The sequence below is a fragment of the Pseudomonas sp. Irchel s3b6 genome, assembly GCF_900187415.1.
GTDB lineage: Bacteria > Pseudomonadota > Gammaproteobacteria > Pseudomonadales > Pseudomonadaceae > Aquipseudomonas.
In genome coordinates, this window is sequence record NZ_FYDM01000007.1 from 229,709 (window position 1) to 252,925 (window position 23,217).

Sequence of the window (23,217 nt, forward strand, 5' to 3'; positions counted from 1 at the left end):
CGGTCTCAGTTCACAGCGGACGTCGCTTCGACATGACGCGGTAAGGTCACCCGGATACGGGTGCCGCGTTGGCTTTGTGTGTCAGCCGGGCTGTCGATGGTGATTTGTCCATAATGCTCTTCAACGATGGAATAGACCAGTGCAAGGCCCAGACCGGTGCCTTCGCCAGGATCCTTGGTGGTGAAGAAGGGTTCGAACAATCGGTCCATGATGCTCGAGGGTATGCCGCTGCCTTCGTCTTCGACGATCAGATCGACCGTGTGTTCGCTGGCTTCGCTCTTGACCCGTACCGCACTGCCGGCTGGCGAGGCGTCACGGGCGTTGGACAGCAGGTTGATCAGGACCTGGGCGAGCCGTTGCGGGTCGCCATCGACCCAGTGTTCAGGGTCGCACAGGTTAAAGAACTGGACTTCGAAGTTGCGTCGGTTCAAGGCCAGCAGGCCAATGGCGTCCTGGGCCACTTCGGCCAGGCAGACCGGTTCGTCATTGTGCTGGTGGCTGCCGGCGTGGGCGAAGCTCATCAAGGATTGCACGATGCGTGACACGCGCTTGGTCTGCTCGATGATTTGCCCACTGATTTCCGTGATTTCGCCGTCTTCTTCACGCTCTTCGCGCAGGTTCTGCGCCAGGCAGGCGATACCGGTGATCGGGTTGCCGATCTCGTGGGCCACGCCGGCGGCCAGGCGACCGATGCTCGCCAGGCGTTCGGAATGCACCAGTTTGTCTTCGAGCATCTGGGTTTCGGTCAAATCCTCGACCAGCAACACCAGGCCGCTGTTGCCGGGCGCGAGGGGCTCATCGATCGCCGCTTTGTGCAGGTTCAGCCAGCGGGTCTGGCCATCGAGGGCCAGGTGCTGTTTGTGCAAGTGTTCGTCCGGCACGTTGATGAAGCCTTGCAGCAGTTCTTTCCAGGGCTCGCCCAGGGTGCTCAGGCGTGAACCGACCACGCGCTGCGCGGCAATCCCGGTCAGCTCCTCCATGGCTTTGTTCCACATGAGGATTTCCTGGTCCTTGGCCAACGAACACACACCCATCGGCAGTTCTTGCAAGGTCTGGCGGTGATAACGGCGCAGGGCATCGAGCTCGGCGGCAAGGCCGGTAAGCCGCGAGTGGTAATCCTCGAGGCGGCTTTCGATGAAGTGAATGTCCTCGGTGACGTAGTTTTCGCCGCCGGCCTTGTACGGCAGGAAGGTTTCCACCATGTCCTGGGCAACACTGGGACCCATCAGGCCGGACAGGTTGGCTTCGATCCGGTCGCGCAAGCGGCGCAGTGCGTAGGGGCGACGCTCATCGAACGGCAGGTACAGGTCGCGCAAGGCTTGCTCGACTTCTTTTTGCGCGGCCTTGGCGCCCAAGGGCTTGGCCAGTTGGGTGGCGAACTCCTGGGGTGAGGCAGCGTGCAGTTCGCGGCGCTGCGGACGGCGCACGTTGTCCACCGCGCACGCTTCCGCGGCACTGGCTTCTTCGGTGCTGGCGTTGGTGAACAGCGAGACCAGCGTGAATATCAGTACGTTGGCGGCCAGCGAGGCAATCGCCGCCATGTGCCAGCTGGTGTCGTCGAGCACATAGATCATGTTCAGCAGCGGTATGTAGAACCCCTGCAGATTGCCCACCAGCGGCAACAGCATGGTCACCAGCCAGACCAGGACCCCCGCCATCAATCCGGCGATAAAGCCGCGACGGTTGGCGGTCGGCCAGTAAAGAACGGACAGCACGCCCGGCAGGAACTGAAGGGTGGCGACGAACGCGACGATGCCCAGATTGGCCAGGTCTTGCTCGGCACCCAGCATCAGGTAGAAGCCATAACCGGCCATGATGATCGCGACGATCAGCGCCCGGCGGGTCCACTTCAGCCAGCGGTAGATGTTGCCTTCGGCAGGTGGCTGGTACAGCGGTAGCACCAGGTGGTTCAGGGCCATCCCGGACAGCGCCAGGGTGGTGACGATGATCAGGCCGCTGGCGGCCGACAACCCGCCGACATAGGCCAGCAGGGCCAGCGCCTTGTTGTTGGCGGCGATGCCGATACCGAGGGTGAAGTACTCCGGGTTGGTGGTGGCGCCCAGTTTCAGGCCGGCCCAGAGAATCAACGGCACGGCCAGGCTCATCAGCAACAGGAACAGCGGCAGGCCCCAGCTCGCACTGACCAGCGAGCGCGGGTTGAGGTTTTCGGTGAAGGTCATGTGGTACATGTGCGGCATCACGATGGCCGAGGCGAAGAACACCAGCAGCAGGGTGCGCCAAGGACCTTCTTGCAGCGGTGTGTGCAGGGCGGCGAGGGCGGTCTGGTTTTGCAGCAGCCACAGCTCCAGCTGTTGCGGGCCGTCGAACACGCCGTACAAGGCATACAGGCCGACGCCGCCAATGGCGATCAGCTTGATGACCGACTCAAAGGCAATCGCGAACACCAGGCCTTCGTGTTTCTCCCGGGTCGCGATGTGCCGCGAGCCGAAGAAAATCGTGAACAGGGTGATCAGGGCGCAAAAACTCAAGGCGACCCGGTGCTGTACGGGCTCGCGGGTGAGGATGCCGATGGAGTCGGCGACCGCCTGGATCTGCAGGGCAAGCAGGGGCAGCACCGCAATCAGCATGAAGATCGTGGTCAGCGCGCCAGCCCAGGTGCTGCGAAAGCGAAACGCAAACAGGTCGGCCAGCGACGACAGCTGATAGGTGCGGGTGATTTTCAGGATCGGGTACAGCAGCACCGGTGCCAGCAGAAACGCCCCGGAAACCCCGAGGTAGCTGGAGAGAAAACCATAGCCGTACTGGTAGGCCAGGCCTACCGTGCCGTAGAACGCCCAGGCGCTGGCATACACACCCAGTGACAGGGTGTAGGTCAGCGGGTGGCGAATGATCGCTCGCGGGATCATTCCGCGCTCACTGACCCAGGCAACGCCGAACAGCACCGCCAGGTACGCGGCGCTGATCAGGATCATCTGGGTCAGGCTAAAGCTCATCGGCATCTTTTTGGCTCTGCAGGATGAAGGTCACGACGATCAGGATCAGCCACAGCAAGTACGGCCGATACCAGGCGCCAGTAGCGTCGATCCACCAGTCCATGATGGCGGGGGAGAACAGATAGATCCCCACTACCAGGAGCAGGACCAAGCGATAGATGTACATCCCGGCCTCTCTTTATTGTGTGCGTGCCCGAAAACGTGCGGCGATGGTAACGGATGGGCGCCAACCTGCAAGCTTAGTCAGCGTAATTGCGCTTCGGGCAGTGTCAGTGTGCGGGGAATCAGCAGCGCATCCCAGTGCCTGACTCCCCACTTGAGCACCTCGGCGGGCGTTGCGCTATCGAGTGCCGGGTCCGGCTGTTGTCCCAATGCGCGCAGGGCGCGCAACAACAGCGGGGTGGCCTGGTCTTCGGTCAGCGGCGGCGAACGGTAGGATTTGCCGAGTTTGTTACCGTCCGGCTGGGTAATCAATGGCAGGTGCAGGTAACGCGGTTGCGCCAGGCCCAGCAGTTCCTGCAGGTACAGCTGGCGCGGGGTGGAGTCGAGCAGGTCGGCGCCGCGCACGATGTCGGTGACGCCTTGCCAGGCATCGTCCAGTACCACCGCCAGTTGATAGGCGTACAGCCCGTCGCGGCGGCGAATCACGAAATCGCCGACGTCGCGGCCCAGGTGCTGGCGGTACTCGCCTTGCACCCGGTCGGTGAAGTGATACTCAAGCTCTGGAACCCGCAGGCGGATCGCCGCGTCTTCGCGGGCGTGGCCGGCGTTGCGGCACAGCCCCGGGTAAATCCCGTGGTAGGGCGCCAGTTGTTTGCGCGAGCAGGTGCAGGCGTAGGCCAGGCCGTGGTTGAACAGTTGGTTCACGACCTGCAGGTAGGCGTCGTGGCGTTCGCTCTGGCGGACCATCTCGCCGTCCCATTCAAAGCCGTAGCTTTCCAGGGCCTTGAGGATCGCGGTCTGGGCACCGGGTTCTTCCCGGGGTGGGTCGAGGTCTTCCATGCGCAGCAGCCAGCGGCCGCCGGCGGCGCGTGCGTCGAGGTAGGACGCCAGTGCCGCGACCAGCGAACCAAAATGCAGGTGCCCGCTGGGGGTGGGGGCGAAGCGCCCGATGTAGGCGGGTGTCTTGATAGCGGTCATGGGCGTGTTGATCATTGAGGGAGCAAAACCGTCAGAAACAAAAAACGGAGCGTTCGCACGCTCCGTTCTTGAGTCAAATCGACGCTTATTTGCCGACTTGTTTTTCCTTGATTTCTGCAAGGGTCTTGCAATCGACGCACATGTCGGCGGTAGGGCGGGCTTCAAGACGACGAATGCCGATCTCGACGCCGCACGACTCGCACCAACCGTACTCTTCGTCTTCGATCAGTTGCAGGGTCTTGTCGATCTTCTTGATCAACTTGCGCTCACGGTCGCGGGCGCGCAGTTCGAGGCTGAATTCTTCTTCCTGGCTGGCACGGTCGGCCGGGTCGGGGAAGTTGGCCGCTTCGTCTTTCATGTGATCAACAGTGCGGTCGACTTCCTGCATCAAGTCCTGTTTCCACTTGTTCAGGATCTTGGTGAAGTGATCGCGCATGGGCTTGCCCATGTATTCCTCACCCTTTACTTCTTTGTAGGGTTCGAAGCCGCTGATCGACTGGTTTGGCTGCTGCTTTGCTTGGGTGGGCATGAAATGGACCGCCTCTACTCTTGTAATCCATTGCGCAGGATTGCTCCATCACCGACACCTGCCGGCCCTGCGGCTGCAAGCGGGCGAACTTACCAGATCAAATCAGACCGCGCTACTCCCTGATGCCGAGGCCACGGTCCGTAAGGTTTGCAAATGGTTGCAAAGCCTTGTCTGGCGGCTCTGGAGACCTGATCAATTATTGATTTTAGTCAATCCTGACACTTGTGCAGGCACTCACTTGCCAGTGAGCCCGGGCTTTGTGACCGTATTAGGTTCTCGCTTGTTCCCGCGCTTGGGTAGAATCAGGTTTTTACCCCCGTTGAAGGAAGGCTAATGGCCCAGCCCTACAGTGCGCGCAGCCGCGCTATCGAACCTTTCCACGTCATGGCATTGCTGGCGCGCGCCAATGAGTTGCAAGCGGCCGGCCATGACGTCATTCACCTGGAAATCGGCGAACCGGACTTCACCACGGCCGAGCCGATCATCAAGGCCGGCCAGGCGGCACTGACGGCGGGGAAAACCCGTTACACCGCGGCGCGGGGCATTCCCGAGCTGCGCGAGGCCATTTCCGGCTTCTATCAGCAACGTTACGGGCTGGACATCGACCCGCAGCGCATCATGATCACCCCGGGAGGCTCTGGCGCGTTGCTGCTGGCCAGCGCCTTGCTGGTGGATCCGGGCAAGCACTGGTTGCTGGCCGATCCGGGTTACCCGTGCAACCGTCATTTTCTACGCCTGGTCGAAGGCGCGGCGCAGCTTGTTCCCGTGGGGCCGGACGTGCGTTATCAGCTGACCCCGGACCTGGTTGAGCGTTACTGGGACCACGACAGTGTCGGGGCCCTGGTGGCCTCGCCCGCCAACCCGACCGGCACGATTCTGACCCGCGACGAACTGGCCGGGTTGTCCACTGCGATCAAGGGGCGCAACGGTCATCTGGTGGTGGATGAGATCTATCACGGCCTGACGTACGGCACCGATGCCGTCAGCGTGCTGGAAGTCGATGACAGTGCCTTTGTGCTCAACAGTTTCTCCAAGTATTTCGGCATGACCGGCTGGCGCCTCGGTTGGCTGGTGGCCCCGCAAGCCGCCATCAGCGAGCTGGAAAAGCTTGCACAAAACCTCTACATCAGTGCGCCGAGCATGGCCCAGCATGCGGCCCTGGCCTGTTTCGAGCCTGCGACCTTGAGCATTCTCGAAGAGCGGCGGGCGGAATTCGGGCGTCGGCGCGATTTCCTGCTGCCGGCCTTGCGTGAGCTGGGCTTCGGTATCGCGGTGGAACCGGAAGGCGCGTTCTATCTGTATGCCGATATCAGTGCCTTTGGCGGTGATGCGTTTGCCTTCTGTCGGCACTTTCTGGAAACCGAGCACATCGCGTTCACGCCGGGCCTGGATTTCGGCCGGCACCAGGCCGGTCATCACGTTCGTTTCGCCTACACCCAAAGCCTGCCGCGTCTGCAGGAAGCGGTGGAGCGGATTGCCCGTGGCCTGCGGAGCTGGCAAGGCTGATGCGCTTCGATCCTCCCCTGGAAAAAGGCCGGCTGATTCGACGTTACAAGCGTTTTCTCGCCGATATCGAAACCGTTGGCGGCGAGATGATCACGATTCACTGTCCGAACACCGGGTCGATGTTCAACTGCATGGTCGAGGGCGGGGAGGTCTGGTTCAGTCGCTCCAACGATCCGAAACGTAAATTGCCCGGCACCTGGGAAATCAGCGAAACCCCGCAAGGGCGACTGGCCTGTGTCAATACGGCGCGGGCCAATGCCTTGGTCGAGGAGGCGCTGAAGGCGGGTGTGATCACCGAGCTCGACGGCTTTACCGCCCTCAAGCGTGAAGTGCCCTACGGCCAGGAGAACAGTCGCATCGATTTTCGTCTCGACTACCCGCAAGGGCAGGCCTTCGTCGAAGTCAAAAGCGTGACCCTGGGCTTCGACGGTTCAGCGGTCGCGGCGTTTCCGGATGCCGTGACCCAGCGAGGAGCCAAGCACTTGCGCGAATTGGCGTGCCTGGCGCGGGACGGCATTCGCGCGGTGCAACTGTATTGCGTGAACCTGACGGGGATCGACGCGGTGCGTCCGGCCGAGGAAATCGACCCGGGGTATGCGGCCGCCCTGCGTGAGGCGAAGGCGGCCGGCGTCGAGGTGTTGGCGTATGGCGTGAGCTTGACCGCTGAAGAAGTCTGCGTCGAACGCCGGCTGGAGGTGCTGTTCGGCGTTTAAGACTGCACCCAGATGCCCTGAGTGTCTTCCCGACATGCCAGGGTGCTGAGTGACTGGCCGGCGCAAGGGCCGGCCACGCATTCGCCGCTTTCGATCAGGAACAGCGCGCCATGCGTGGCGCACTGGATCAGGCTGGCGCTCGGGTCGAGAAACTGGTCGGGGTGCCATTCCAGTGCGACCCCGCGATGGGGGCAGCGGTTCTCGTAGACATAGACCCGACCTTCGCGGCGCACGGCAAACAGCCGCTGTCCATCGATCTCGAACCCGCGGCTGCTGGCATCGACCAGCTCGGCACTGGTGCAAAGAAACTTCATGACTGTCCTCTTGTGCCGAAGGCGCGGGCCTCTGGCGGCTATGCTGTGGGCGAGTACTGGTTAGCAAATGTGTCAGTGCTTGACGTGAAAATGTTAACAATTATCAAATGCCGGCTCCGCCCGTGGTGAGCGCGTCGCTTAACATGCCTCGATTCTGCGGGAAAACTGTGCAAAGGAAACCCTGTTATGCGCCTGAGTACCCGCGCCATTGCGCTCTGTGTCGGACTTTTGGTCAACCATGGGGCCACAGCGGCCGAGTTGCCGCAACGCTGGGTCAGTGCCGGGGGCGCGTTGTCGGAATGGGTGAGCGCACTGGGCAGTGAGTCCAGGCTGGTCGGCGTCGACACTACCAGCCAGCATCCTGAATCGCTCAAGGCCTTGCCGAGTATCGGCTATCAGCGCCAGTTGTCGGCCGAGGGCATTCTGAGCCTGCGTCCGCAGATTTTGATCGGCACCGAAGAAATGGGCCCGCCGCCCGTGTTGTCGCAGATTCGCAGTGCCGGGGTGCAGGTCGAGTTGTTTTCGGCACAACCGGACCTGGCCACCCTTGAACGCAACTTGCAGCACCTGGGCCGGTTGCTCGGCAGCGAAGCCCGGGCCACGACGGTGTTCCAGGGTTATCAACAGCAAATCGTGCAGCAGCGGGCCTGGGTCGCGGCGGCGCAGGCCAAACAGAAGGCACCGGGGGTATTGCTGCTGTTGGGGCACGCGGGTGGCAAGCCGTTGATTGCCGGTAAAGACACGGCGGCCGATTGGCTGTTGCAGCAGGCGGGTGGGCGTAACCTGGCCACCCATACGGGTTACAAGCCGTTTTCCGTCGAGTCACTGGCCGGTCTGACCCCGGATGTCCTGGTGTTCTCCGATCGCGCACTGACAGGCGACGCCGCCCGAGCGGCGTTGTTCAAGGAAAACCCGATACTGGCCTCGACGCCGGCGGCCAAGGCCGGGCGCCTCCTGGAGCTGGATCCGACCCTGTTGGTAGGCGGTCTGGGGCCGCGCTTGCCGCAAAGCCTGGTCAAGCTGTCGGCCGGGTTCTATCCGGATGAGTCTTCCAAGGCAACTGCGGCCCAATGACCACTCTGGTTAAGCCGCGTTCGTTGTTCATTGGCCTGAGCCTGCTATGTGTGTTCGCCGTTTGGCTGTCATTGGCGCTGGGGCCGGTCAGTTTGCCGTTGCTCGATACCTTGCGCGCGGCGATGCGCCTGATCGGCCTGCCGGTGGCGGCTGAAGGCCTGGAGCAGGCCGAACTGATTCTTGGGCAGATTCGCCTGCCGCGCACCTTGCTGGGTCTCGCGGTGGGTGGTGTGCTGGCCTTGTCCGGCGTGGCGATGCAGGGGCTGTTCCGCAATCCGCTGGCGGACCCGGGGCTGGTGGGCGTCTCCAGTGGTGCCGCCCTGGGTGCGGCGATCGCGATTGTTGGCGGCTCGCTGTCTGGCGGTCTGCCCGAGGTGATCGGTCCTTACGTGCTGTCATTGTCTGCGTTTCTTGGTGGCCTCGGGGTGACGGCACTGGTGTATCGCCTCGGCCGGCGTAACGGGCAGACCAATGTGGCGACCATGTTGTTGGCGGGTATCGCGCTGACCGCACTGGCCGGCTCGGCGGTGGGCTTGTTCACCTATCTGGCGGACGACGCGACCTTGCGCACGCTGACATTCTGGAACCTGGGCAGTCTCAATGGCGCCAGCTATGCGCGGTTGTGGCCGTTGCTACTGGTGAGCGTGGCGGTGGCGCTCTGGTTGCCACGCCGGGCGGCGGCGTTGAATGCGTTGTTGCTCGGGGAGTCCGAGGCCGGCCATCTGGGGATCAATGTCGAGCGGCTCAAGCGCGAACTGGTGTTTTGTACCGCGCTGGGTGTGGGCGCTGCGGTGGCGGCGGCGGGAATGATCGGCTTTGTCGGGTTGGTGGTGCCGCATCTGGTGCGCTTGCTGGCCGGTCCCGATCACCGTGTACTGCTTCCGGCTTCGGTGCTGGCCGGCGCGAGCCTGTTGCTGTTTGCCGACCTGGTGGCGCGCTTGGCACTGGCTCCGGCCGAGTTGCCGATCGGTATCGTGACCGCGTTCATCGGCGCGCCATTCTTTCTCTATTTGCTGCTGCGAGGTCGCGCCTGATGCTGCGAGTGGAGAATCTGCAGATCCGCCGTGGCCGGAAAATCGTGCTCACGGACATCGATCTTGAGCTCAGGGCGGGTGAAGTGCTCGGTGTGCTGGGGCCGAACGGTGCGGGTAAAAGTACACTGCTCGGCGCCTTGTGCGGTGAGTTGCGCCCCGATCAGGGGCGGGTCTGGCTTGATCAGCGCGAACTGAGTGATTGGCAGGGGGCGCTGCGGGCCCAGCGCCTGGCCGTACTGCCCCAGGCCTCGACCCTGGATTTTGCCTTTCGCGTCGAGGAAGTGGTCGGCATGGGCCGCTTGCCTCATCAAACAGGCCGGATACGCGATGCGCAGATCATTGCCGCCGCGCTGCAGGCTGCCGATGTCGGGCATCTGACCGGGCGCAGTTACACAGCGCTGTCCGGTGGCGAGCGTCAGCGGGTGCACCTGGCGCGGGTACTGGCGCAGCTCTGGCCGGGCGAGGCGGGGCAGACCCTGCTGCTCGACGAGCCGACCTCCATGCTCGACCCGCTGCATCAGCACACCACCTTGCAGTCGATTCGCGAGTTTGCCGATCACGGCGCGGCAGTGTTGGTGATACTGCATGATCTGAATCTGGCTGCGCGCTACTGCGACCGCATTCTGCTGCTCGAAAATGGCCGTCCCCATGCGCTGGATACGCCGCAGCAGGTCTTGCGTCCCGAACCGCTCAAGGCCGTGTTCGGGCTGGATGTGTTGGTGCAGTCGCACCCGGAGCGCGGGCATCCGCTGATTATTGCTCGCTGAAAGAAAGGGTGCCTGATGGTCGTGGGGGGTAATCACTGTTGGGCAGGCAAAAAAAGACCCGGCAAGAGCCGGGTCAAATAACCGTGATTAGCCTGATGAGGAGATAATCTGAGAGTCCGAACCAAGGGCCTTTCAGAAGATCAGCTGGTCTCGCGACCAGATGTGATAATCATAACGATTCTCATTTCTAAGTCAACCAGTGTTTTTCGATTATTTTTGCCTTTTGCCAAACGCTTGTTTGGATTGATCGTCAGATGCGGATTGCCGGGCCAACACGTTGCTCAATTCTTGTGTCGTGACGATATGGCATCCAGTTGTTTGTTGAGGGCGTCCTTGCGTTCGGCGGGGATGTCATTCCAATGCACGTCCATCAGTGCCCCCTCAATGGCATACAGCAACACCTTCGACGCGCGAAAACCGCGGGTGCGCACCGCCCGGTAAGCGTCCACCGCCCCCAGGCGGCGCAAATCCGAGGCGCTGTGAATGCCTACGGCATGCAGCCATTGGGCTGACGTCTTGCCAAGGTTTTTCAGATGCTGCAGTTCATCATTCATCAAGCCTCCTTGCGACGGCCGAAGAGTGCGTGGGGCGAGCTTCAAAAGAGTGTAGCGGTCAGTAGGAAAAGCGTGGTTCTTTGGTCGGTTTGAACGCAAAAGCTTCTAAGGCGATGTGCCAGATGGCTCTGGAGGAGGCTTTAGAGAGCCTGGGTTGAGTCGTAAAACGATCACGCAGGTCCGGCGCGGGTTGGGACACCGGACGTAGGCGGACATCCCGCGCGTTAACGGGTGCGGTAGCGCAGGCGAGTGCCGAAATTCATCGACATCAGAATTTCGTCGGCCGAGAGTTCAGGCGGGAAGTAAGTGCCGGAGATTTGCGCATGGGCCAGGCTTGCGCCTTCCAGGGAGGCATGGCGAAAGTCGATGCCGCGCAGGTCGGCGGAGCGGAAATACGCATCACTGAAGTCGACACCTTCGGCGTTCAGTTCGCGCAGGTCGAGGCCGCGAAAGTCGCCACCCACCATGTCGATGGGGCCGGTTTTCGGCCTTTCGCGATTAAAGCCTGTGATGTCGTCTTTATGCAGCAGGGCGTACAGCGGGGTGTCGAGAAGTCTTGGCTGGCTCATGGGGCGTCACCTGTTGGTTTTATGACGCCAGTATAGTGCCACTATCTTGCAAGCGCGAAGCCGGTCAGGGCTTCGCGCATGAAATAGTGCTTACAGGCCCGGCAGGCGCTGGCGGATTTGCGCCACTACCGTGTCGAGGGTGCCGCTTTCATTGGTCTGTACCCGTTTGCTGCAGAGGATTTCTGCGGGGGTCAGGGCCTCACGATTGGCTTGCTGCGCGGCGATGACCGCCAGGTTGGCGTCGGATGGATCGTTTTTGTCTGCTTGACGCTGGGCCAGCCAGCTCTCGATCACCGCTTGAGGTGCGTTGCAATCGAGGATCAGGAACGGGGCACCGGTGGCCTCGGCAATCTTCGCCGCGCCGTCGCGTTGTTCGCGCTTGAGGTACGTTGCGTCGAGCACGACCGGGAAGCCGGCCCGCAGGATCACATCGGCAATCTCGTGCAGGCGGGCGTAGGTGGCTGCGCTGGCGTCGGTGTTGTAGATACCGGCTTGCGGATCGTTAGGCACTTGCTGTTCGCCGAACAGGCGCTTGCGCTCGACATCGGAGCGCAGGCGGATAGCGCCCAGGGCTTCGACCAGGCGCATGGCGACGCGGCTTTTGCCGACGGCGGAAACACCGTGGGTGATGGCCAGGAAGCGTGACGGAATGGTGCTGTAGCTTTCTGCCAGGTTGGCGTAGTTGCGGTACTGGCGCAGAGTGGTGGCGCGCTGCACCGGGGTGGCGTCGGCGGGCATGCTGAACAGGCTGACCTTGGCGCGAACCAGTGCACGGTAAGCCTTGTAGAAGTTCAGCAGTTCAAGACCCTGGTAGTCGCCGGTCAGTTCCAGGTACTGGCTCATGAAGCGGCGCGCCAGGCTTTTCAGGCCGCGGTCTTCCAGGTCCATCGCCAGAAACCCGGTGTCGGCATAAACGTCGGTGAAACGGAAGGGCTCGTTGAATTCGATGCAATCGAAAATCACCACGTTGCCATCAATCACGGTGGCATTGCCCAAGTGGATGTCACCGTGGCATTCGCGGATGAAACCTTCGGCCTTGCGCTGGGCAAACAGCGGCTTGAGGCGTTCGAAGCTGCTCTCGGCCCAGGCTTGCAAGGCCTCGAGTTGCAGCAGGTCGGCCTTGTCGCTGAGGAATGGGCGGATCTGTTCGAAGTTCTGGCGCACGGGGGCCATGACGTTGTCCGGGGTGCCGGCTTCATGGTCGGCCGGAACGCGCGGCGCATTGAGGTGGAACCGGGCAATCTGGCTGGCCATCTGGTCGATGTGCGCAGTGGTCAGTTCGCCGTTGGCCTGCAGGGTGCTGAGCAGCTGGCTCTGCGGGAACTGGCGCATCTTCAGGGCGTAATCGAGCACCGGGCCGGTGCCGCCCAGTTGCGGTGCCTCGATGCTCCCGGTGATCGGCAGCACTTCCAGGTACAGGTCGCTGGTCAAACGCTGGTTCAGGCGCAACTCTTCGCCGCAGAAGTGCTCGCGTGCATCCAGTGTGGTGAAGTCGAGAAAGCCGAAATTGACCGGTTTCTTCACTTTATAGGCATAGGGGCCGGTGAGCAGCACCCAGGAGATGTGCGTCTCGATGACCTGGAATCCATCCACAGGATGCGGATAAAGGGCCGGGTTTTGCAGGGCAGCTATCAGGGATTGGCTCACGGGCGATCCTTCAGAGTCTGGGGAAATTCAAGGCCGCCATTATGGCCGCAAGTGGGGCCAACGCAAACCTCGCGGGGCTCATGTTGATCAGGAATAAAGTGCGTATAATCCGCCGCCATGACTCGTACCCGATCCCCCCGTACTGCTAAAAAACGTCCCTCCAATGGTCCGCGCCCTTGGCTGGCCTGGGCTTTGAAGCTCAGCCTGGTCGGCCTCGTGGTGCTCGCAGGGTTCGCCGTTTATCTCGATGCCGTGGTTCAGGAGAAGTTCTCCGGCAAGCGCTGGACCATTCCGGCCAAGGTTTACGCGCGCCCGCTCGAGCTGTTCGTCGGACAGAAGCTCAGCAAGGAAGATTTCCTCATTGAACTCGATGCCCTTGGCTATCGTCGTGAAAGCGTGGCCAATGGTCCCGGTGCGGCAGCGGTCAGCGGCAACACCGTCGATTTGAATACCCGTGGCTTCCAGTTCTATGAAGGCATGGAACAGGCCCAGCCGGTGCGTGTGCGCTTCTCGGGTGACTATGTCGCCGAGCTGTCGGCGACCAACGGCGCCAAACTGTCGGTGGTGCGCCTCGAGCCACTGTTGATCGGTGGTCTTTATCCGAAAAATCTCGAAGACCGCATCCTGATCAAGATCGATCAGGTGCCGCCGTACCTGCTCGAGACGCTGGTGGCGGTAGAGGATCGCGATTTCTATAGCCACTTCGGTGTGTCGCCCAAGTCGATCATGCGGGCGGTCTGGGTCAACACCTCGGCCGGGCAGATGCGTCAGGGTGGCAGTACCTTGACCCAGCAACTGGTCAAGAACTTCTACCTGACCAACGAGCGCAGCCTGAGTCGCAAGCTGACTGAAGCCATGATGGCGCTGCTGCTCGAGTTGCACTACGACAAGCCTGAAATTCTCGAGGCCTACCTCAATGAAGTGTTCGTCGGTCAGGATGGCCAGCGCGCGGTGCACGGTTTCGGTCTGGCCAGCCAGTTCTTCTTCAGCCAGCCACTGGCCGAACTGAAGCTGCATCAGGTGGCGTTGCTGGTGGGCATGGTCAAGGGGCCTTCCTACTACAATCCGCGCCGTTATCCGGAGCGTGCGCTGGAGCGCCGTAACCTGGTGCTCGACCTGCTGGAACAGCAGGGTGTGGCCACGGCCGAGCAGGTCGCGGCGGCGAAGAAAATGCCGCTGGGCGTGACCAAGCGCGGCAGTCTGGCGGACAGCTCGTTCCCCGGCTTCCTCGACCTGGTCAAGCGCCAGTTGCGCGAAGACTATCGCGACGAAGACTTGACCGAAGAAGGGCTGCGGATTTTCACCAGTTTCGATCCGATCCTGCAGATGAAAGCCGAAGCTTCGGTCAGCGATACCTTCAAGCGCCTTGCCGGTCGCAAGGGCTCGGATGAAGTCGAAGCCGCGATGGTGGTGACCAACCCGGAAACCGGTGAAGTCCAGGCCATGATCGGCAGTCGCCAAGCGGGTTTCGCCGGTTTCAACCGCGCGTTGGACGCGGTGCGGCCGATCGGCTCGCTGATCAAGCCGGCGGTCTACCTGACCGCGCTGGAGAAGCCGAGTCAGTACACCTTGACCAGTTGGCTGTCCGACGAGGCCTTTTCGGTGAAGGGCGCCGATGGTCAGGTCTGGAAACCGCAGAACTATGATCGTCGCTCCCACGGTACGGTGTTCCTGTACCAGGGCCTGGCGCATTCCTACAACCTGTCGACAGCGCGCCTGGGGCTTGAAGTTGGCGTGCCGAACGTCCTGAAGACCCTCGGACGCCTGGGTGTGACCCGTGAGTTCCCGGCGTTTCCGTCAATGCTGCTGGGGGCCGGCGGCCTGAGTCCGATCGAAGTGGCCACCATGTATCAGACGCTGGCCAACGGCGGTTTCAATACCCCGATGCGCGGGATTCGCAGCGTGCTGACCGCCGAAGGCGAACCGCTCAAGCGTTATCCGTTCCAGATTCAGCAGCGCTTCGATCCGGCGTCCATCTACCTGATCCAGAGCGCCATGCAGCGGGTGATGCGCGAAGGTACCGGTAGCTCGGTCTACAACGTGCTGCCCAAGACATTGACCCTGGCGGGCAAGACCGGCACCAGTAACGACTCGCGAGACAGTTGGTTTGCAGGTTTCAGCCAGGATCTGCTGGCGGTGGTCTGGCTGGGCCGTGATGACAACGGCAAGACGCCGTTCACCGGTGCCACTGGCGCGCTGCAGGTCTGGACCAGTTTCATGCGCAAGGCCGACCCGCTGCCGCTGGATATGCCACAACCAGACAACATCGTTCAGGCCTGGGTCGACTCGCGTACCGGGCAGGGCTCGGACTCCAGCTGCCCTGGCGCCGTCCAGATGCCGTATATTCGTGGCAGTGAACCACCTCCCGGCGCCACCTGTGGTGGCGTAGACCCCGCGGTTGATTCGGTGATGGATTGGGTCAAGGGATGGATGAATTAAGCAAAGAGGGATTCAAGTGAACAAGTGGTTTATTCCAGCGGTGACGGTGACCGCTCTGGCTTTGCTCAGCGGTTGCTCCTCGGTGCAGCGTGGCTCGATTCCGGTGGTCGATTCGGGTACTACCGTTTCCAACAGCGAGCGTATCTCGGCCAATGGCGGCTTCCGTAAAAGCACCGTGACGCGTCCGGCGCAAGCGCAGACCCAGGCCATTCCCCAGGGTGATACTGGCGTGGTGGTGATGGTGCCGGGTGGCGGCGCAACGACATCGACGCCGATCAGTACTCAGCCGATCACGCCTGGCCCGGCCAGCTCGGGTCCGATTACCCCGGGCCCGGTCGATAGTGGGCCGATCAACCAGGGCAGCTACAGCATGCCGTCCTCGCCAAGCGGGATTCCTTCGGCGAGCAACAGCGTCGGAGGCTTGTCTGCCGATGAGCAACTGGACGGCCCGGTGCTGGCCTTGCTGACCACTGCCCAGCAGCAACAGGCCAGCGGTGACCTCAATGGTGCCTCTTCCAGCCTTGAGCGTGCCCAGCGGGTTGCCCCGCGCGAGCCGCAGGTGCTTTATCGCCTGGCGCAGGTGCGTATGGCCCAGGGCGATGCCGCGCAAGCCGAGCAGTTCGCCCGTCGTGGCCTGACCCTTGCCAATGGTCGTCCTGACCTGCAAGCCAGCCTGTGGGCGTTGATCGCTGAGGCCCGCGAGAAGCAGGGTGATGCCGCCGGTGCTGCTCAGGCTCGCCAGAAAGCCAAGGTTGCGCTCTGATGGATGTCCGTTTTTCGAAAATCGCCGACCAATTGTTGCTGATCGAGCGTGAGTTACGGCTTCAAGGCTGGTGGGACGATGTCCCGCCTAGCGCCGCCGCGCTGTCCAGCGTCGAGCCTTTTTCGGTCGATACCCTGGAATTTGAGCAGTGGCTGCAATGGATCTTCCTGCCACGCATGAAGGCGATCCTGGAGCAGGATCTGCCATTGCCCAATGCCTCGGGTATTCAGGAGATGGCCGAGATGGTCTTCGGCGCTCGCAGTCTCCAGGGCAAGGACCGGCAGTTGCAGGTTCTGCTCAAGGAATTCGACCAGCTCATCAGCGCTTCTCGCTGACGCGATCACTGCCAGCGCTCGCTGACGCGATCACTGCCAGCGCTCGCTGGCAGTTCCTTCATATTCCTCAAGAAAATCCACTCTGCGGGCGTGCGCCTGTGCGTTCGCATGCCATTTCCTTGCCAAAAATGCGCAATTGAAGTTATCCGACCTGGGGTTTAGAGGTTTTTTCTTGCGTTCTCATGCGCTTAGTTCGAATTAAGCACATTGACGGCTTGACTTGCAGAGGGCGAAACAGAAGAATCCAAAGTCCGCTGTAGAGGGACTGCCAGAAGCAGACCCACTCGGCAGATCATGAGGCGCACACCCGCGCCGACCTGTTACACCCGCAACGCGTTACCTCGCGCTGGGTGGGAAAGCCCCGCAACACTTGGGACGATCCCAATACTTGCTCAGTCAGTGCTGACGTAGTCGGCGACCACCGTCGCTCATGCTCTGCTGGGAAGTAAACCTATTAAGACCCGTCCCCTTATGTGGGCGGTATTCTGGCGTTTTAGAGGTGAACAACGTGGAGCTTTTATCTGGCGGTGAGATGCTCGTCCGCTTTTTGCGTGACGAAGGCGTCAAATATATCTACGGGTACCCGGGTGGTGCTCTCCTTCATGTATACGATGCCCTGTTCAAAGAACCGGAAGTGACTCACATCCTGGTTCGTCACGAACAGGCTGCGACCCATATGGCTGACGGCTATGCCCGTGCCACCGGTAAAGCCGGTGTGGTACTGGTTACCTCCGGTCCGGGCGCAACCAACGCCATCACCGGTATTGCCACGGCCTACATGGACTCCATTCCGATGGTGATCATTTCCGGCCAGGTGCCTAGCACCATGGTAGGTACCGATGCGTTCCAGGAAACCGACATGATCGGTATCTCCCGGCCGATCGTGAAGCACAGCTTCATGATCAAGCACGCGTCGGAAATCCCGGAAGTCATGAAGAAAGCGTTCTACCTGGCGCAATCCGGTCGTCCTGGCCCTGTCGTTGTCGATATCCCGAAAGACATGACCAACCCGGCCGAGAAGTTCGAATACATCTTCCCGAAAAAAGCCAAGCTGCGCTCCTACAGCCCGGCTGTTCGTGGGCACTCCGGGCAAATCCGCAAGGCGGCAGAAATGCTCCTGGCGGCCAAGCGTCCTGTGTTGTACGCGGGCGGCGGCGTGATTCTCGGTGGCGGCTCCGCGCCGTTGACCGAACTTGCGCAAATGCTCAACCTGCCCGTGACCAATACCCTGATGGGCCTGGGTGCCTACCCTGGCACCGACCGTCAGTTCATCGGCATGCTCGGCATGCACGGCAGCTACACCGCCAACCTGGCCATGCACCACGCCGACGTGATCCTGGCAGTCGGTGCGCGTTTCGATGACCGCGTGATCAACGGCCCGGCCAAGTTCTGCCCGAATGCCAAGATCATTCACATCGACATCGACCCGGCTTCGATTTCCAAGACCATCAAGGCCGACGTGCCGATCGTTGGTCCAGTTGAAAGTGTCCTGACCGAAATGGTCGCGATCCTCAAGGAAATCGGCGAGACCCCGAACAAGGAATCCGTTGCCAGCTGGTGGAAACAAGTCGATGAGTGGCGCGGTGACCGCGGCCTGTTCCCTTATGACAAGGGTGACGGCAGCAAGATCAAGCCGCAGACGGTGATCGAGACCCTGTGCGAAGTGACCAAGGGCGATGCCTTTGTGACCTCCGACGTGGGCCAGCACCAGATGTTCGCCGCGCAGTACTACAAGTTCAACAAGCCTAACCGCTGGATCAACTCCGGTGGCCTGGGCACCATGGGCTTCGGTTTCCCGGCGGCCATGGGCATCCAGTTGAGCTTCCCGGATGCAGACGTTGCCTGCGTAACGGGCGAAGGCAGTATCCAGATGAACATTCAGGAACTGTCGACCTGCCTGCAATACGGTTTGCCGGTGAAGATCGTCATCCTGAACAACGGTGTTCTGGGCATGGTTCGCCAGTGGCAGGACATGAGTTACGGCAGCCGTCATTCGCATTCGTACATGGAGTCGCTGCCTGACTTCGTCAAGCTGGCCGAGGCTTATGGGCATGTTGGAGTGCGCATCACCGATTCGAAAGATTTGAAGTCGAAGATGGAGGAAGCGTTCGCCATGAAGGATCGCCTGGTGGTACTCGACATTTCGGTCGATACCAGCGAGCACGTCTACCCGATGCAGATCAAAGACGGCTCCATGCGCGATATGTGGCTGAGCAAGACGGAGCGTACTTAATCATGCGGCACATTATTTCCTTGCTTCTGGAAAACGAACCCGGCGCTTTGTCTCGCGTAGTCGGCCTGTTCTCGCAGCGCAACTACAACATCGAAAGCCTGACCGTGGCCCCAACCGAAGACCCGACCTTGTCGCGCCTGACGCTGACCACTGTGGGCCACGATGAAATCATCGAGCAGATCACCAAGAACCTGAACAAGCTGATCGAAGTGGTCAAGCTGGTCGACCTCTCGGAAAGCGCTCACATCGAGCGTGAGCTGATGCTGGTCAAGGTCAAGGCCACCGGCGCCCAGCGCGCCGAGATCAAACGCACCACCGATATTTACCGTGGACAGATCGTCGATGTCAGTGCCAGCGTGTATACCGTTCAATTGACCGGTACCAGCGACAAGCTCGACAGCTTCATCCAGTCCATTGGCACTGCCTCGATTCTGGAAACCGTACGCAGTGGCGTCACCGGGATTGCCCGCGGCGACAAAGTACTCAGCATCTAAACCCAATTCGCGCATGGCCTGAACGGCCAGATATAAAGGGGAAATTCATGAAAGTTTTCTACGATAAAGACTGCGACCTGTCGATCATCCAGGGCAAGAAAGTTGCCATCATCGGTTACGGCTCCCAGGGCCACGCCCAGGCGTGCAACCTGAAAGACTCCGGCGTTGACGTTACCGTTGGCCTGCGTAAAGGTTCGGCCACTGTTGCCAAGGCTGAAGCTCACGGCCTGAAAGTGACCGACGTTGCTTCCGCTGTTGCTGCCGCCGACCTGGTCATGATCCTGACCCCGGACGAGTTCCAGTCTTCCCTGTACAAGAACGAAATCGAGCCGAACATCAAGAAAGGCGCCACCCTGGCCTTCTCCCACGGCTTCGCGATCCACTACAACCAGGTTGTGCCGCGCGCTGACCTCGACGTGATCATGATCGCGCCGAAGGCCCCGGGCCACACCGTGCGTTCCGAGTTCGTGAAGGGCGGCGGTATTCCTGACCTGATCGCTATCTACCAGGACGCCTCGGGCAACGCCAAGAACGTTGCACTGTCTTACGCAGCTGGCGTGGGTGGCGGTCGTACCGGCATCATCGAGACCACCTTCAAGGACGAGACTGAAACCGACCTGTTCGGCGAACAAGCCGTTCTGTGCGGCGGTACCGTTGAGCTGGTCAAGGCCGGTTTCGAAACCCTGGTTGAAGCGGGCTACGCGCCAGAAATGGCCTACTTCGAATGCTTGCACGAACTGAAGCTGATCGTTGACCTCATGTACGAAGGCGGTATCGCCAACATGAACTACTCGATCTCCAACAACGCCGAGTACGGCGAGTACGTGACCGGCCCTGAAGTCATCAACGCCGAATCCCGTCAGGCCATGCGCAACGCCCTGAAACGCATTCAGGACGGCGAGTACGCCAAGATGTTCATCAGCGAAGGTGCTACCGGCTATCCTTCGATGACCGCCAAGCGTCGTAACAACGCTGCACACGGCATCGAGATCATCGGCGAGCAACTGCGTTCGATGATGCCGTGGATCGGCGCCAACAAGATCGTCGACAAAGCTAAAAACTGAGTCACGAATGAGTACGAAAAACGCGGCTTAGGCCGCGTTTTTTCGTTTGGATGGCTGGTTCTGGTATAAAGCTGCATCGTTTGCGATACGAACCGTTGTCGCAGGCACCTGTCGAAACTTTCCACACCGTTGCAAGGTAATGTCCATGAGCGAACGTCCCGAAGAGCCAAACAAGGCCTCTGACGCCGATAGCCTGCTACCGATCGATGAGCATGTCGAAGAAGGGCATGATGCTGAGGGCCGTAAAGTCCGGCATCGTGGCATCTATCTGCTGCCCAATCTGTTCACCACTGCGAACCTGTTCGCGGGCTTCTATTCCATCATCAACTCCATGAGCGCCCAGAGCGCCTTGAGTGCCGGTGATGCTGCCGGCGCCAGCAAGTACTTTGCTTTCGCGGCAATCGCCATCTTTGTCGCCATGGTGCTGGACGGCCTCGATGGCCGGGTTGCACGCATGACCAATACGCAAAGCGCGTTCGGTGCCGAGTACGACTCACTGTCGGACATGGTGGCCTTTGGTGTCGCGCCGGCCCTGTTGGCATTCGGCTGGGCGTTGGGCGATATGGGCAAGGTCGGCTGGATGGTTGCCTTCATCTATGTCGCGGGGGCGGCGTTGCGTCTGGCGCGCTTCAATACCCAGGTCGGTACGGCGGACAAGCGTTACTTCATTGGCCTGGCCAGCCCGGCGGCTGCCGGTGTGGTTGCCGGGATCGTCTGGGCCTTCAGTGACTACGGCATCCAGGGCTCCAAGATGTCGTTCCTGGTGGCGCTGATGGTGGCGGCGGCTGGCATGCTGATGGTCAGCAATATCAAGTACAACAGCTTCAAGGAGCTGGACTTGAAAGGGCGCGTACCTTTCGTGGCGATTCTGGCGGTGGTGCTGGTGTTTGCGGTGGTCTTCAGTGATCCGCCACGCATTTTGCTGCTGGTATTCCTCGTTTACGCCGCGTCCGGTCCGGTGCAGTACCTGTTGCACCTTCGTCGTCACAAAAACGTCGAGTGATGTAATTTCCCCCATACTCCGCAGTCTATTGGTGCATCTGTCCTCCAATGCTGCGGAGTTGCCATGTTATTCAAGTTCCCCAAGCCGTCTGACTGCCATGAGTCGGACGTCACGCCCGAATCCCTCTACCTCTCTCGTCGTAACGTTCTCGGTGCCGCTGTTGCCGGTTTGGCCGTGAGCAGTCTGCCGCGTTGGGCCAGTGCCGGTGATGTCGCGCGTTATGCGAATGTTGAGCCTGGCAAGGCGCCTTTCTGGTTTGCCGAGAAGCTTCCTTCTACCAAATGGGGGGCGGTCAACGTCAAGGACGAGGCGATCACACCATTCAAGGATGCCACCCACTACAACAACTTCTATGAGTTCGGCACCGATAAAGGTGATCCGGCCGCCAACGCTGGCGCTCTGAAAACCGAGCCGTGGAGTGTGGTGGTGGACGGTGAAGTGGGTAAGCCCGGTCGATATGCGCTGGAAGACTTCATGAAGCCGTATCAGTTGGAGGAGCGCATCTATCGTCTGCGCTGCGTAGAAGCCTGGTCGATGGTAATTCCCTGGATTGGTTTTCCCATCTCGGCATTGCTCAATCAGGTCGAGCCGACCTCCAGGGCCAAATACATTCGTTTTGAAACCTTGCAGGATCCCAAGAGTATGCCGGGGCAGCGCTCTGGATTCGCCCTGATCGACTGGCCTTATGTCGAAGGGCTGCGCCTGGATGAAGCGATGAATCCATTGGCGATTCTGGCGGTCGGGATGTATGGGCGTGAGCTGCCTAATCAGAATGGCGCGCCATTGCGGTTGGTCGTGCCGTGGAAGTATGGGTTCAAGAGCGTCAAATCCATCGTGCGTATCAGCCTGGTCAGCGAGCAACCGAAAACCACTTGGCAGAGTATTGCGGCCAATGAGTATGGTTTTTACGCAAACGTGAATCCGACAGTTGATCATCCGCGCTGGACCCAGGCCCGGGAGCGACGTTTGCCGAGCGGGCTGTTCAAGCCCAACGTGCGTGACACGCAGATGTTCAACGGCTACTCGGATGAAGTCGCTTCTTTATATGCAGGGCTCGATCTGAGGAAGAACTACTGATGCGATATCCGTTCTGGCGTATGGGTGTCTTTATAGCGGCTGCAGTGTGGCCGCTGCTCTGGTTGTACCAAGCCTTGGGGGATGTGCTGGGGCCTGATCCTGGCAAGGTGCTGGTTGACCGGTTGGGGCTGGGCACGCTTGTACTGTTGCTGATTACGTTAAGCATGACGCCTTTGCAGAAAATCACCGGTTGGGCGGGGTGGATTGCTGTCCGGCGGCAGTTAGGGTTGTGGTGTTTCGCTTATGTGGTTCTGCATCTGAGCGGTTATACGGCGTTTATCCTTGGCTTTGATTGGTCGCAGTTGGGTGTTGAGCTGCAAAAGCGCCCGTACATTATTGTCGGCACGTTGGGGTTTCTCTGTTTGTTGGCGTTGGCGGTGACATCCAATCGCTATAGTCAGCGACGTTTGGGGGCTCGCTGGAAGAAACTGCATCGGCTGGTCTATGTGATTCTCGGGCTTGGATTGCTGCATATGCTGTGGATCGTTCGCGCTGATCTGAAGGAGTGGGCTGTTTATGCATCTATAGGTGGTCTGCTGTTAATGCTTCGCTTGCCACCTGTAGTCCGTCGAATCCCTCGTTTCAAGGCTCGAAAAACACCTTCTGCAACAAAAGCGTAATTAACCCTTGACGGCAGATTCTGGAAGTCTATAATTCGCCCCACTTCCGGCGCAGTCGAAACGGAAAACTCCTTGGTAAACAAAGAGTTACGCAGTTTTCGGCGGCAAGTTGCTTCAGGTCATCGAAGTCGAAAGGAAGTTGAAAAAGAGGTGTTGACAGCAGTGTGTAACGCTGTAGAATCCGCCTCCCGCTGACGAGAGATCGAAAGCGCAAGTGGTTGAAGTTGCAAAGGATTCTTTGAAAACTTCTGAAAATAACCACTTGACAGCAACAGAGGCTGCTGTAGAATGCGCCGCTCGGTTGAGATGAAAGATCTTAACCAACCGCTCTTTAACAACTGAATCAAGCAATTCGTGTGGGTGCTTGTGCAGTCAGACTGATAGTCAA

General features: G+C 60.4%; 22 protein-coding genes. 14 read left to right on the forward strand and 8 right to left on the reverse strand.

Going from position 1 to position 23,217, the window contains the following annotated elements; translation table 11 throughout:
* Positions 1–5 precede the first annotated feature (5 nt).
* The 4 genes from CKW07_RS14560 to dksA form a co-directional block, all read right to left on the reverse strand.
* Positions 6–2,960, reverse strand: a complete 2,955-nt coding sequence (locus CKW07_RS14560; protein WP_176465321.1) for a sensor histidine kinase — start codon at positions 2,958–2,960, stop codon at positions 6–8.
* Complete coding sequence (locus CKW07_RS14565; RefSeq protein WP_003176118.1) at positions 2,944–3,120, reverse strand: hypothetical protein; 177 nt, start codon at positions 3,118–3,120, stop codon at positions 2,944–2,946. The genes CKW07_RS14560 and CKW07_RS14565 overlap by 17 nt, the downstream gene beginning before the upstream one ends.
* Positions 3,121–3,197: 77 nt before the next feature.
* Positions 3,198–4,094 (reverse strand): tRNA glutamyl-Q(34) synthetase GluQRS, encoded by an 897-nt coding sequence (gene gluQRS, locus CKW07_RS14570; protein ID WP_095145517.1) that lies wholly within the window; start codon positions 4,092–4,094, stop codon positions 3,198–3,200.
* Positions 4,095–4,179: 85 nt separating this feature from the next.
* Positions 4,180–4,623, reverse strand: coding sequence for an RNA polymerase-binding protein DksA (dksA, locus tag CKW07_RS14575; protein WP_095111029.1), 444 nt, complete (start codon positions 4,621–4,623; stop codon positions 4,180–4,182).
* Between the two features lie 333 nt (positions 4,624–4,956).
* On the opposite strand from dksA, the gene CKW07_RS14580 reads away from it, so the two are divergent.
* Both CKW07_RS14580 and sfsA read left to right on the forward strand, forming a co-directional pair.
* The gene (locus CKW07_RS14580) at positions 4,957–6,129 is read left to right on the forward strand and encodes a pyridoxal phosphate-dependent aminotransferase (RefSeq protein WP_095145518.1); all 1,173 of its coding nucleotides are present in this window, start codon (positions 4,957–4,959) and stop codon (positions 6,127–6,129) included.
* Positions 6,129–6,842, forward strand: coding sequence for a DNA/RNA nuclease SfsA (sfsA, locus tag CKW07_RS14585; RefSeq protein WP_095145519.1), 714 nt, complete (start codon positions 6,129–6,131; stop codon positions 6,840–6,842). The genes CKW07_RS14580 and sfsA overlap by 1 nt, the downstream gene beginning before the upstream one ends.
* On the opposite strand, the gene CKW07_RS14590 is transcribed toward sfsA, so the two are convergent.
* The gene (locus tag CKW07_RS14590; RefSeq protein ID WP_095145520.1) at positions 6,839–7,156 is read right to left on the reverse strand and encodes a Rieske (2Fe-2S) protein; all 318 of its coding nucleotides are present in this window, start codon (positions 7,154–7,156) and stop codon (positions 6,839–6,841) included. The genes sfsA and CKW07_RS14590 overlap by 4 nt on opposite strands.
* 186 nt (positions 7,157–7,342) lie before the next feature.
* On the opposite strand from CKW07_RS14590, the gene CKW07_RS14595 reads away from it, so the two are divergent.
* The 3 genes from CKW07_RS14595 to CKW07_RS14605 are packed head-to-tail and all read left to right on the forward strand — an operon-like array spanning position 7,343 to position 10,031.
* Positions 7,343–8,230 (forward strand): hemin ABC transporter substrate-binding protein, encoded by an 888-nt coding sequence (locus CKW07_RS14595; RefSeq protein WP_095145521.1) that lies wholly within the window; start codon positions 7,343–7,345, stop codon positions 8,228–8,230.
* A 50-nt stretch (positions 8,231–8,280) separates the two neighbouring features.
* Positions 8,281–9,264 (forward strand): iron ABC transporter permease, encoded by a 984-nt coding sequence (locus tag CKW07_RS14600; protein ID WP_176465327.1) that lies wholly within the window; start codon positions 8,281–8,283, stop codon positions 9,262–9,264.
* The gene (locus CKW07_RS14605) at positions 9,264–10,031 is read left to right on the forward strand and encodes a heme ABC transporter ATP-binding protein (protein ID WP_095145523.1); all 768 of its coding nucleotides are present in this window, start codon (positions 9,264–9,266) and stop codon (positions 10,029–10,031) included. The genes CKW07_RS14600 and CKW07_RS14605 overlap by 1 nt, the downstream gene beginning before the upstream one ends.
* Positions 10,032–10,312: 281 nt before the next feature.
* Here the strand turns inward: CKW07_RS14605 and CKW07_RS14610 are convergent, their stop codons facing one another.
* The 3 genes from CKW07_RS14610 to CKW07_RS14620 all read right to left on the reverse strand — a co-directional run bounded on the left by CKW07_RS14610 (position 10,313) and on the right by CKW07_RS14620 (position 12,801).
* Positions 10,313–10,585 carry a TfoX/Sxy family protein gene (locus CKW07_RS14610; RefSeq protein WP_064392505.1) on the reverse strand — a complete coding sequence of 91 codons (273 nt, stop codon included), beginning with the start codon at positions 10,583–10,585 and terminating at the stop codon, positions 10,313–10,315.
* A 224-nt stretch (positions 10,586–10,809) separates the two neighbouring features.
* Positions 10,810–11,154: a pentapeptide repeat-containing protein gene (locus CKW07_RS14615; RefSeq protein WP_095080862.1), complete on the reverse strand. Its 345-nt coding sequence runs from the start codon at positions 11,152–11,154 to the stop codon at positions 10,810–10,812.
* A gap of 90 nt (positions 11,155–11,244) precedes the next feature.
* Entirely contained in the window at positions 11,245–12,801 is a 1,557-nt protein-coding gene (locus CKW07_RS14620) for a bifunctional aminoglycoside phosphotransferase/ATP-binding protein (RefSeq protein ID WP_095145524.1), read from the reverse strand.
* Between the two features lie 117 nt (positions 12,802–12,918).
* On the opposite strand from CKW07_RS14620, the gene mrcB reads away from it, so the two are divergent.
* The 9 genes from mrcB to msrQ all read left to right on the forward strand — a co-directional run bounded on the left by mrcB (position 12,919) and on the right by msrQ (position 22,829).
* Positions 12,919–15,240: a penicillin-binding protein 1B gene (gene mrcB / locus CKW07_RS14625; RefSeq protein WP_095145525.1), complete on the forward strand. Its 2,322-nt coding sequence runs from the start codon at positions 12,919–12,921 to the stop codon at positions 15,238–15,240.
* Positions 15,241–15,256: 16 nt separating this feature from the next.
* Positions 15,257–16,003 (forward strand): M48 family metallopeptidase, encoded by a 747-nt coding sequence (locus tag CKW07_RS14630; RefSeq protein WP_095145526.1) that lies wholly within the window; start codon positions 15,257–15,259, stop codon positions 16,001–16,003.
* Positions 16,003–16,338 carry a YqcC family protein gene (locus tag CKW07_RS14635; protein ID WP_095145527.1) on the forward strand — a complete coding sequence of 112 codons (336 nt, stop codon included), beginning with the start codon at positions 16,003–16,005 and terminating at the stop codon, positions 16,336–16,338. The genes CKW07_RS14630 and CKW07_RS14635 overlap by 1 nt, the downstream gene beginning before the upstream one ends.
* A gap of 508 nt (positions 16,339–16,846) precedes the next feature.
* Positions 16,847–18,571 carry an acetolactate synthase 3 large subunit gene (locus CKW07_RS14640; RefSeq protein WP_095145535.1) on the forward strand — a complete coding sequence of 575 codons (1,725 nt, stop codon included), beginning with the start codon at positions 16,847–16,849 and terminating at the stop codon, positions 18,569–18,571.
* 2 nt (positions 18,572–18,573) lie between these two features.
* Complete coding sequence (gene ilvN / locus CKW07_RS14645) at positions 18,574–19,065, forward strand: acetolactate synthase small subunit (protein ID WP_003205610.1); 492 nt, start codon at positions 18,574–18,576, stop codon at positions 19,063–19,065.
* Positions 19,066–19,112: 47 nt separating this feature from the next.
* Positions 19,113–20,129 carry a ketol-acid reductoisomerase gene (ilvC, locus tag CKW07_RS14650; protein WP_003228216.1) on the forward strand — a complete coding sequence of 339 codons (1,017 nt, stop codon included), beginning with the start codon at positions 19,113–19,115 and terminating at the stop codon, positions 20,127–20,129.
* A gap of 145 nt (positions 20,130–20,274) precedes the next feature.
* Positions 20,275–21,132 carry a CDP-diacylglycerol--serine O-phosphatidyltransferase gene (gene pssA / locus CKW07_RS14655; RefSeq protein WP_095080871.1) on the forward strand — a complete coding sequence of 286 codons (858 nt, stop codon included), beginning with the start codon at positions 20,275–20,277 and terminating at the stop codon, positions 21,130–21,132.
* Between the two features lie 63 nt (positions 21,133–21,195).
* Positions 21,196–22,209, forward strand: a complete 1,014-nt coding sequence (gene msrP / locus CKW07_RS14660; protein ID WP_095145528.1) for a protein-methionine-sulfoxide reductase catalytic subunit MsrP — start codon at positions 21,196–21,198, stop codon at positions 22,207–22,209.
* Positions 22,209–22,829, forward strand: a complete 621-nt coding sequence (gene msrQ / locus CKW07_RS14665; protein ID WP_095145529.1) for a protein-methionine-sulfoxide reductase heme-binding subunit MsrQ — start codon at positions 22,209–22,211, stop codon at positions 22,827–22,829. The genes msrP and msrQ overlap by 1 nt, the downstream gene beginning before the upstream one ends.
* The last annotated feature ends 388 nt before the right edge of the window (positions 22,830–23,217 follow it).

What these genes read in the sequence shown, in the direction of transcription:
- CKW07_RS14560 (WP_176465321.1), bottom strand. Translation starts at nt 2,960, where the DNA reads ATGCCGATGAGCTTTAGCCTGACCCAGATGATCCTGATCAGCGCCGCG.
- CKW07_RS14565 (WP_003176118.1), bottom strand. Translation starts at nt 3,120, where the DNA reads ATGTACATCTATCGCTTGGTCCTGCTCCTGGTAGTGGGGATCTATCTG.
- gluQRS (WP_095145517.1), bottom strand. Translation starts at nt 4,094, where the DNA reads ATGACCGCTATCAAGACACCCGCCTACATCGGGCGCTTCGCCCCCACC.
- dksA (WP_095111029.1), bottom strand. Translation starts at nt 4,623, where the DNA reads ATGCCCACCCAAGCAAAGCAGCAGCCAAACCAGTCGATCAGCGGCTTC.
- CKW07_RS14580 (WP_095145518.1), top strand. Translation starts at nt 4,957, where the DNA reads ATGGCCCAGCCCTACAGTGCGCGCAGCCGCGCTATCGAACCTTTCCAC.
- sfsA (WP_095145519.1), top strand. Translation starts at nt 6,129, where the DNA reads ATGCGCTTCGATCCTCCCCTGGAAAAAGGCCGGCTGATTCGACGTTAC.
- CKW07_RS14590 (WP_095145520.1), bottom strand. Translation starts at nt 7,156, where the DNA reads ATGAAGTTTCTTTGCACCAGTGCCGAGCTGGTCGATGCCAGCAGCCGC.
- CKW07_RS14595 (WP_095145521.1), top strand. Translation starts at nt 7,343, where the DNA reads ATGCGCCTGAGTACCCGCGCCATTGCGCTCTGTGTCGGACTTTTGGTC.
- CKW07_RS14605 (WP_095145523.1), top strand. Translation starts at nt 9,264, where the DNA reads ATGCTGCGAGTGGAGAATCTGCAGATCCGCCGTGGCCGGAAAATCGTG.
- CKW07_RS14610 (WP_064392505.1), bottom strand. Translation starts at nt 10,585, where the DNA reads ATGAATGATGAACTGCAGCATCTGAAAAACCTTGGCAAGACGTCAGCC.
- CKW07_RS14615 (WP_095080862.1), bottom strand. Translation starts at nt 11,154, where the DNA reads ATGAGCCAGCCAAGACTTCTCGACACCCCGCTGTACGCCCTGCTGCAT.
- mrcB (WP_095145525.1), top strand. Translation starts at nt 12,919, where the DNA reads ATGACTCGTACCCGATCCCCCCGTACTGCTAAAAAACGTCCCTCCAAT.
- CKW07_RS14635 (WP_095145527.1), top strand. Translation starts at nt 16,003, where the DNA reads ATGGATGTCCGTTTTTCGAAAATCGCCGACCAATTGTTGCTGATCGAG.
- ilvN (WP_003205610.1), top strand. Translation starts at nt 18,574, where the DNA reads ATGCGGCACATTATTTCCTTGCTTCTGGAAAACGAACCCGGCGCTTTG.
- ilvC (WP_003228216.1), top strand. Translation starts at nt 19,113, where the DNA reads ATGAAAGTTTTCTACGATAAAGACTGCGACCTGTCGATCATCCAGGGC.
- pssA (WP_095080871.1), top strand. Translation starts at nt 20,275, where the DNA reads ATGAGCGAACGTCCCGAAGAGCCAAACAAGGCCTCTGACGCCGATAGC.
- msrP (WP_095145528.1), top strand. Translation starts at nt 21,196, where the DNA reads ATGTTATTCAAGTTCCCCAAGCCGTCTGACTGCCATGAGTCGGACGTC.
- msrQ (WP_095145529.1), top strand. Translation starts at nt 22,209, where the DNA reads ATGCGATATCCGTTCTGGCGTATGGGTGTCTTTATAGCGGCTGCAGTG.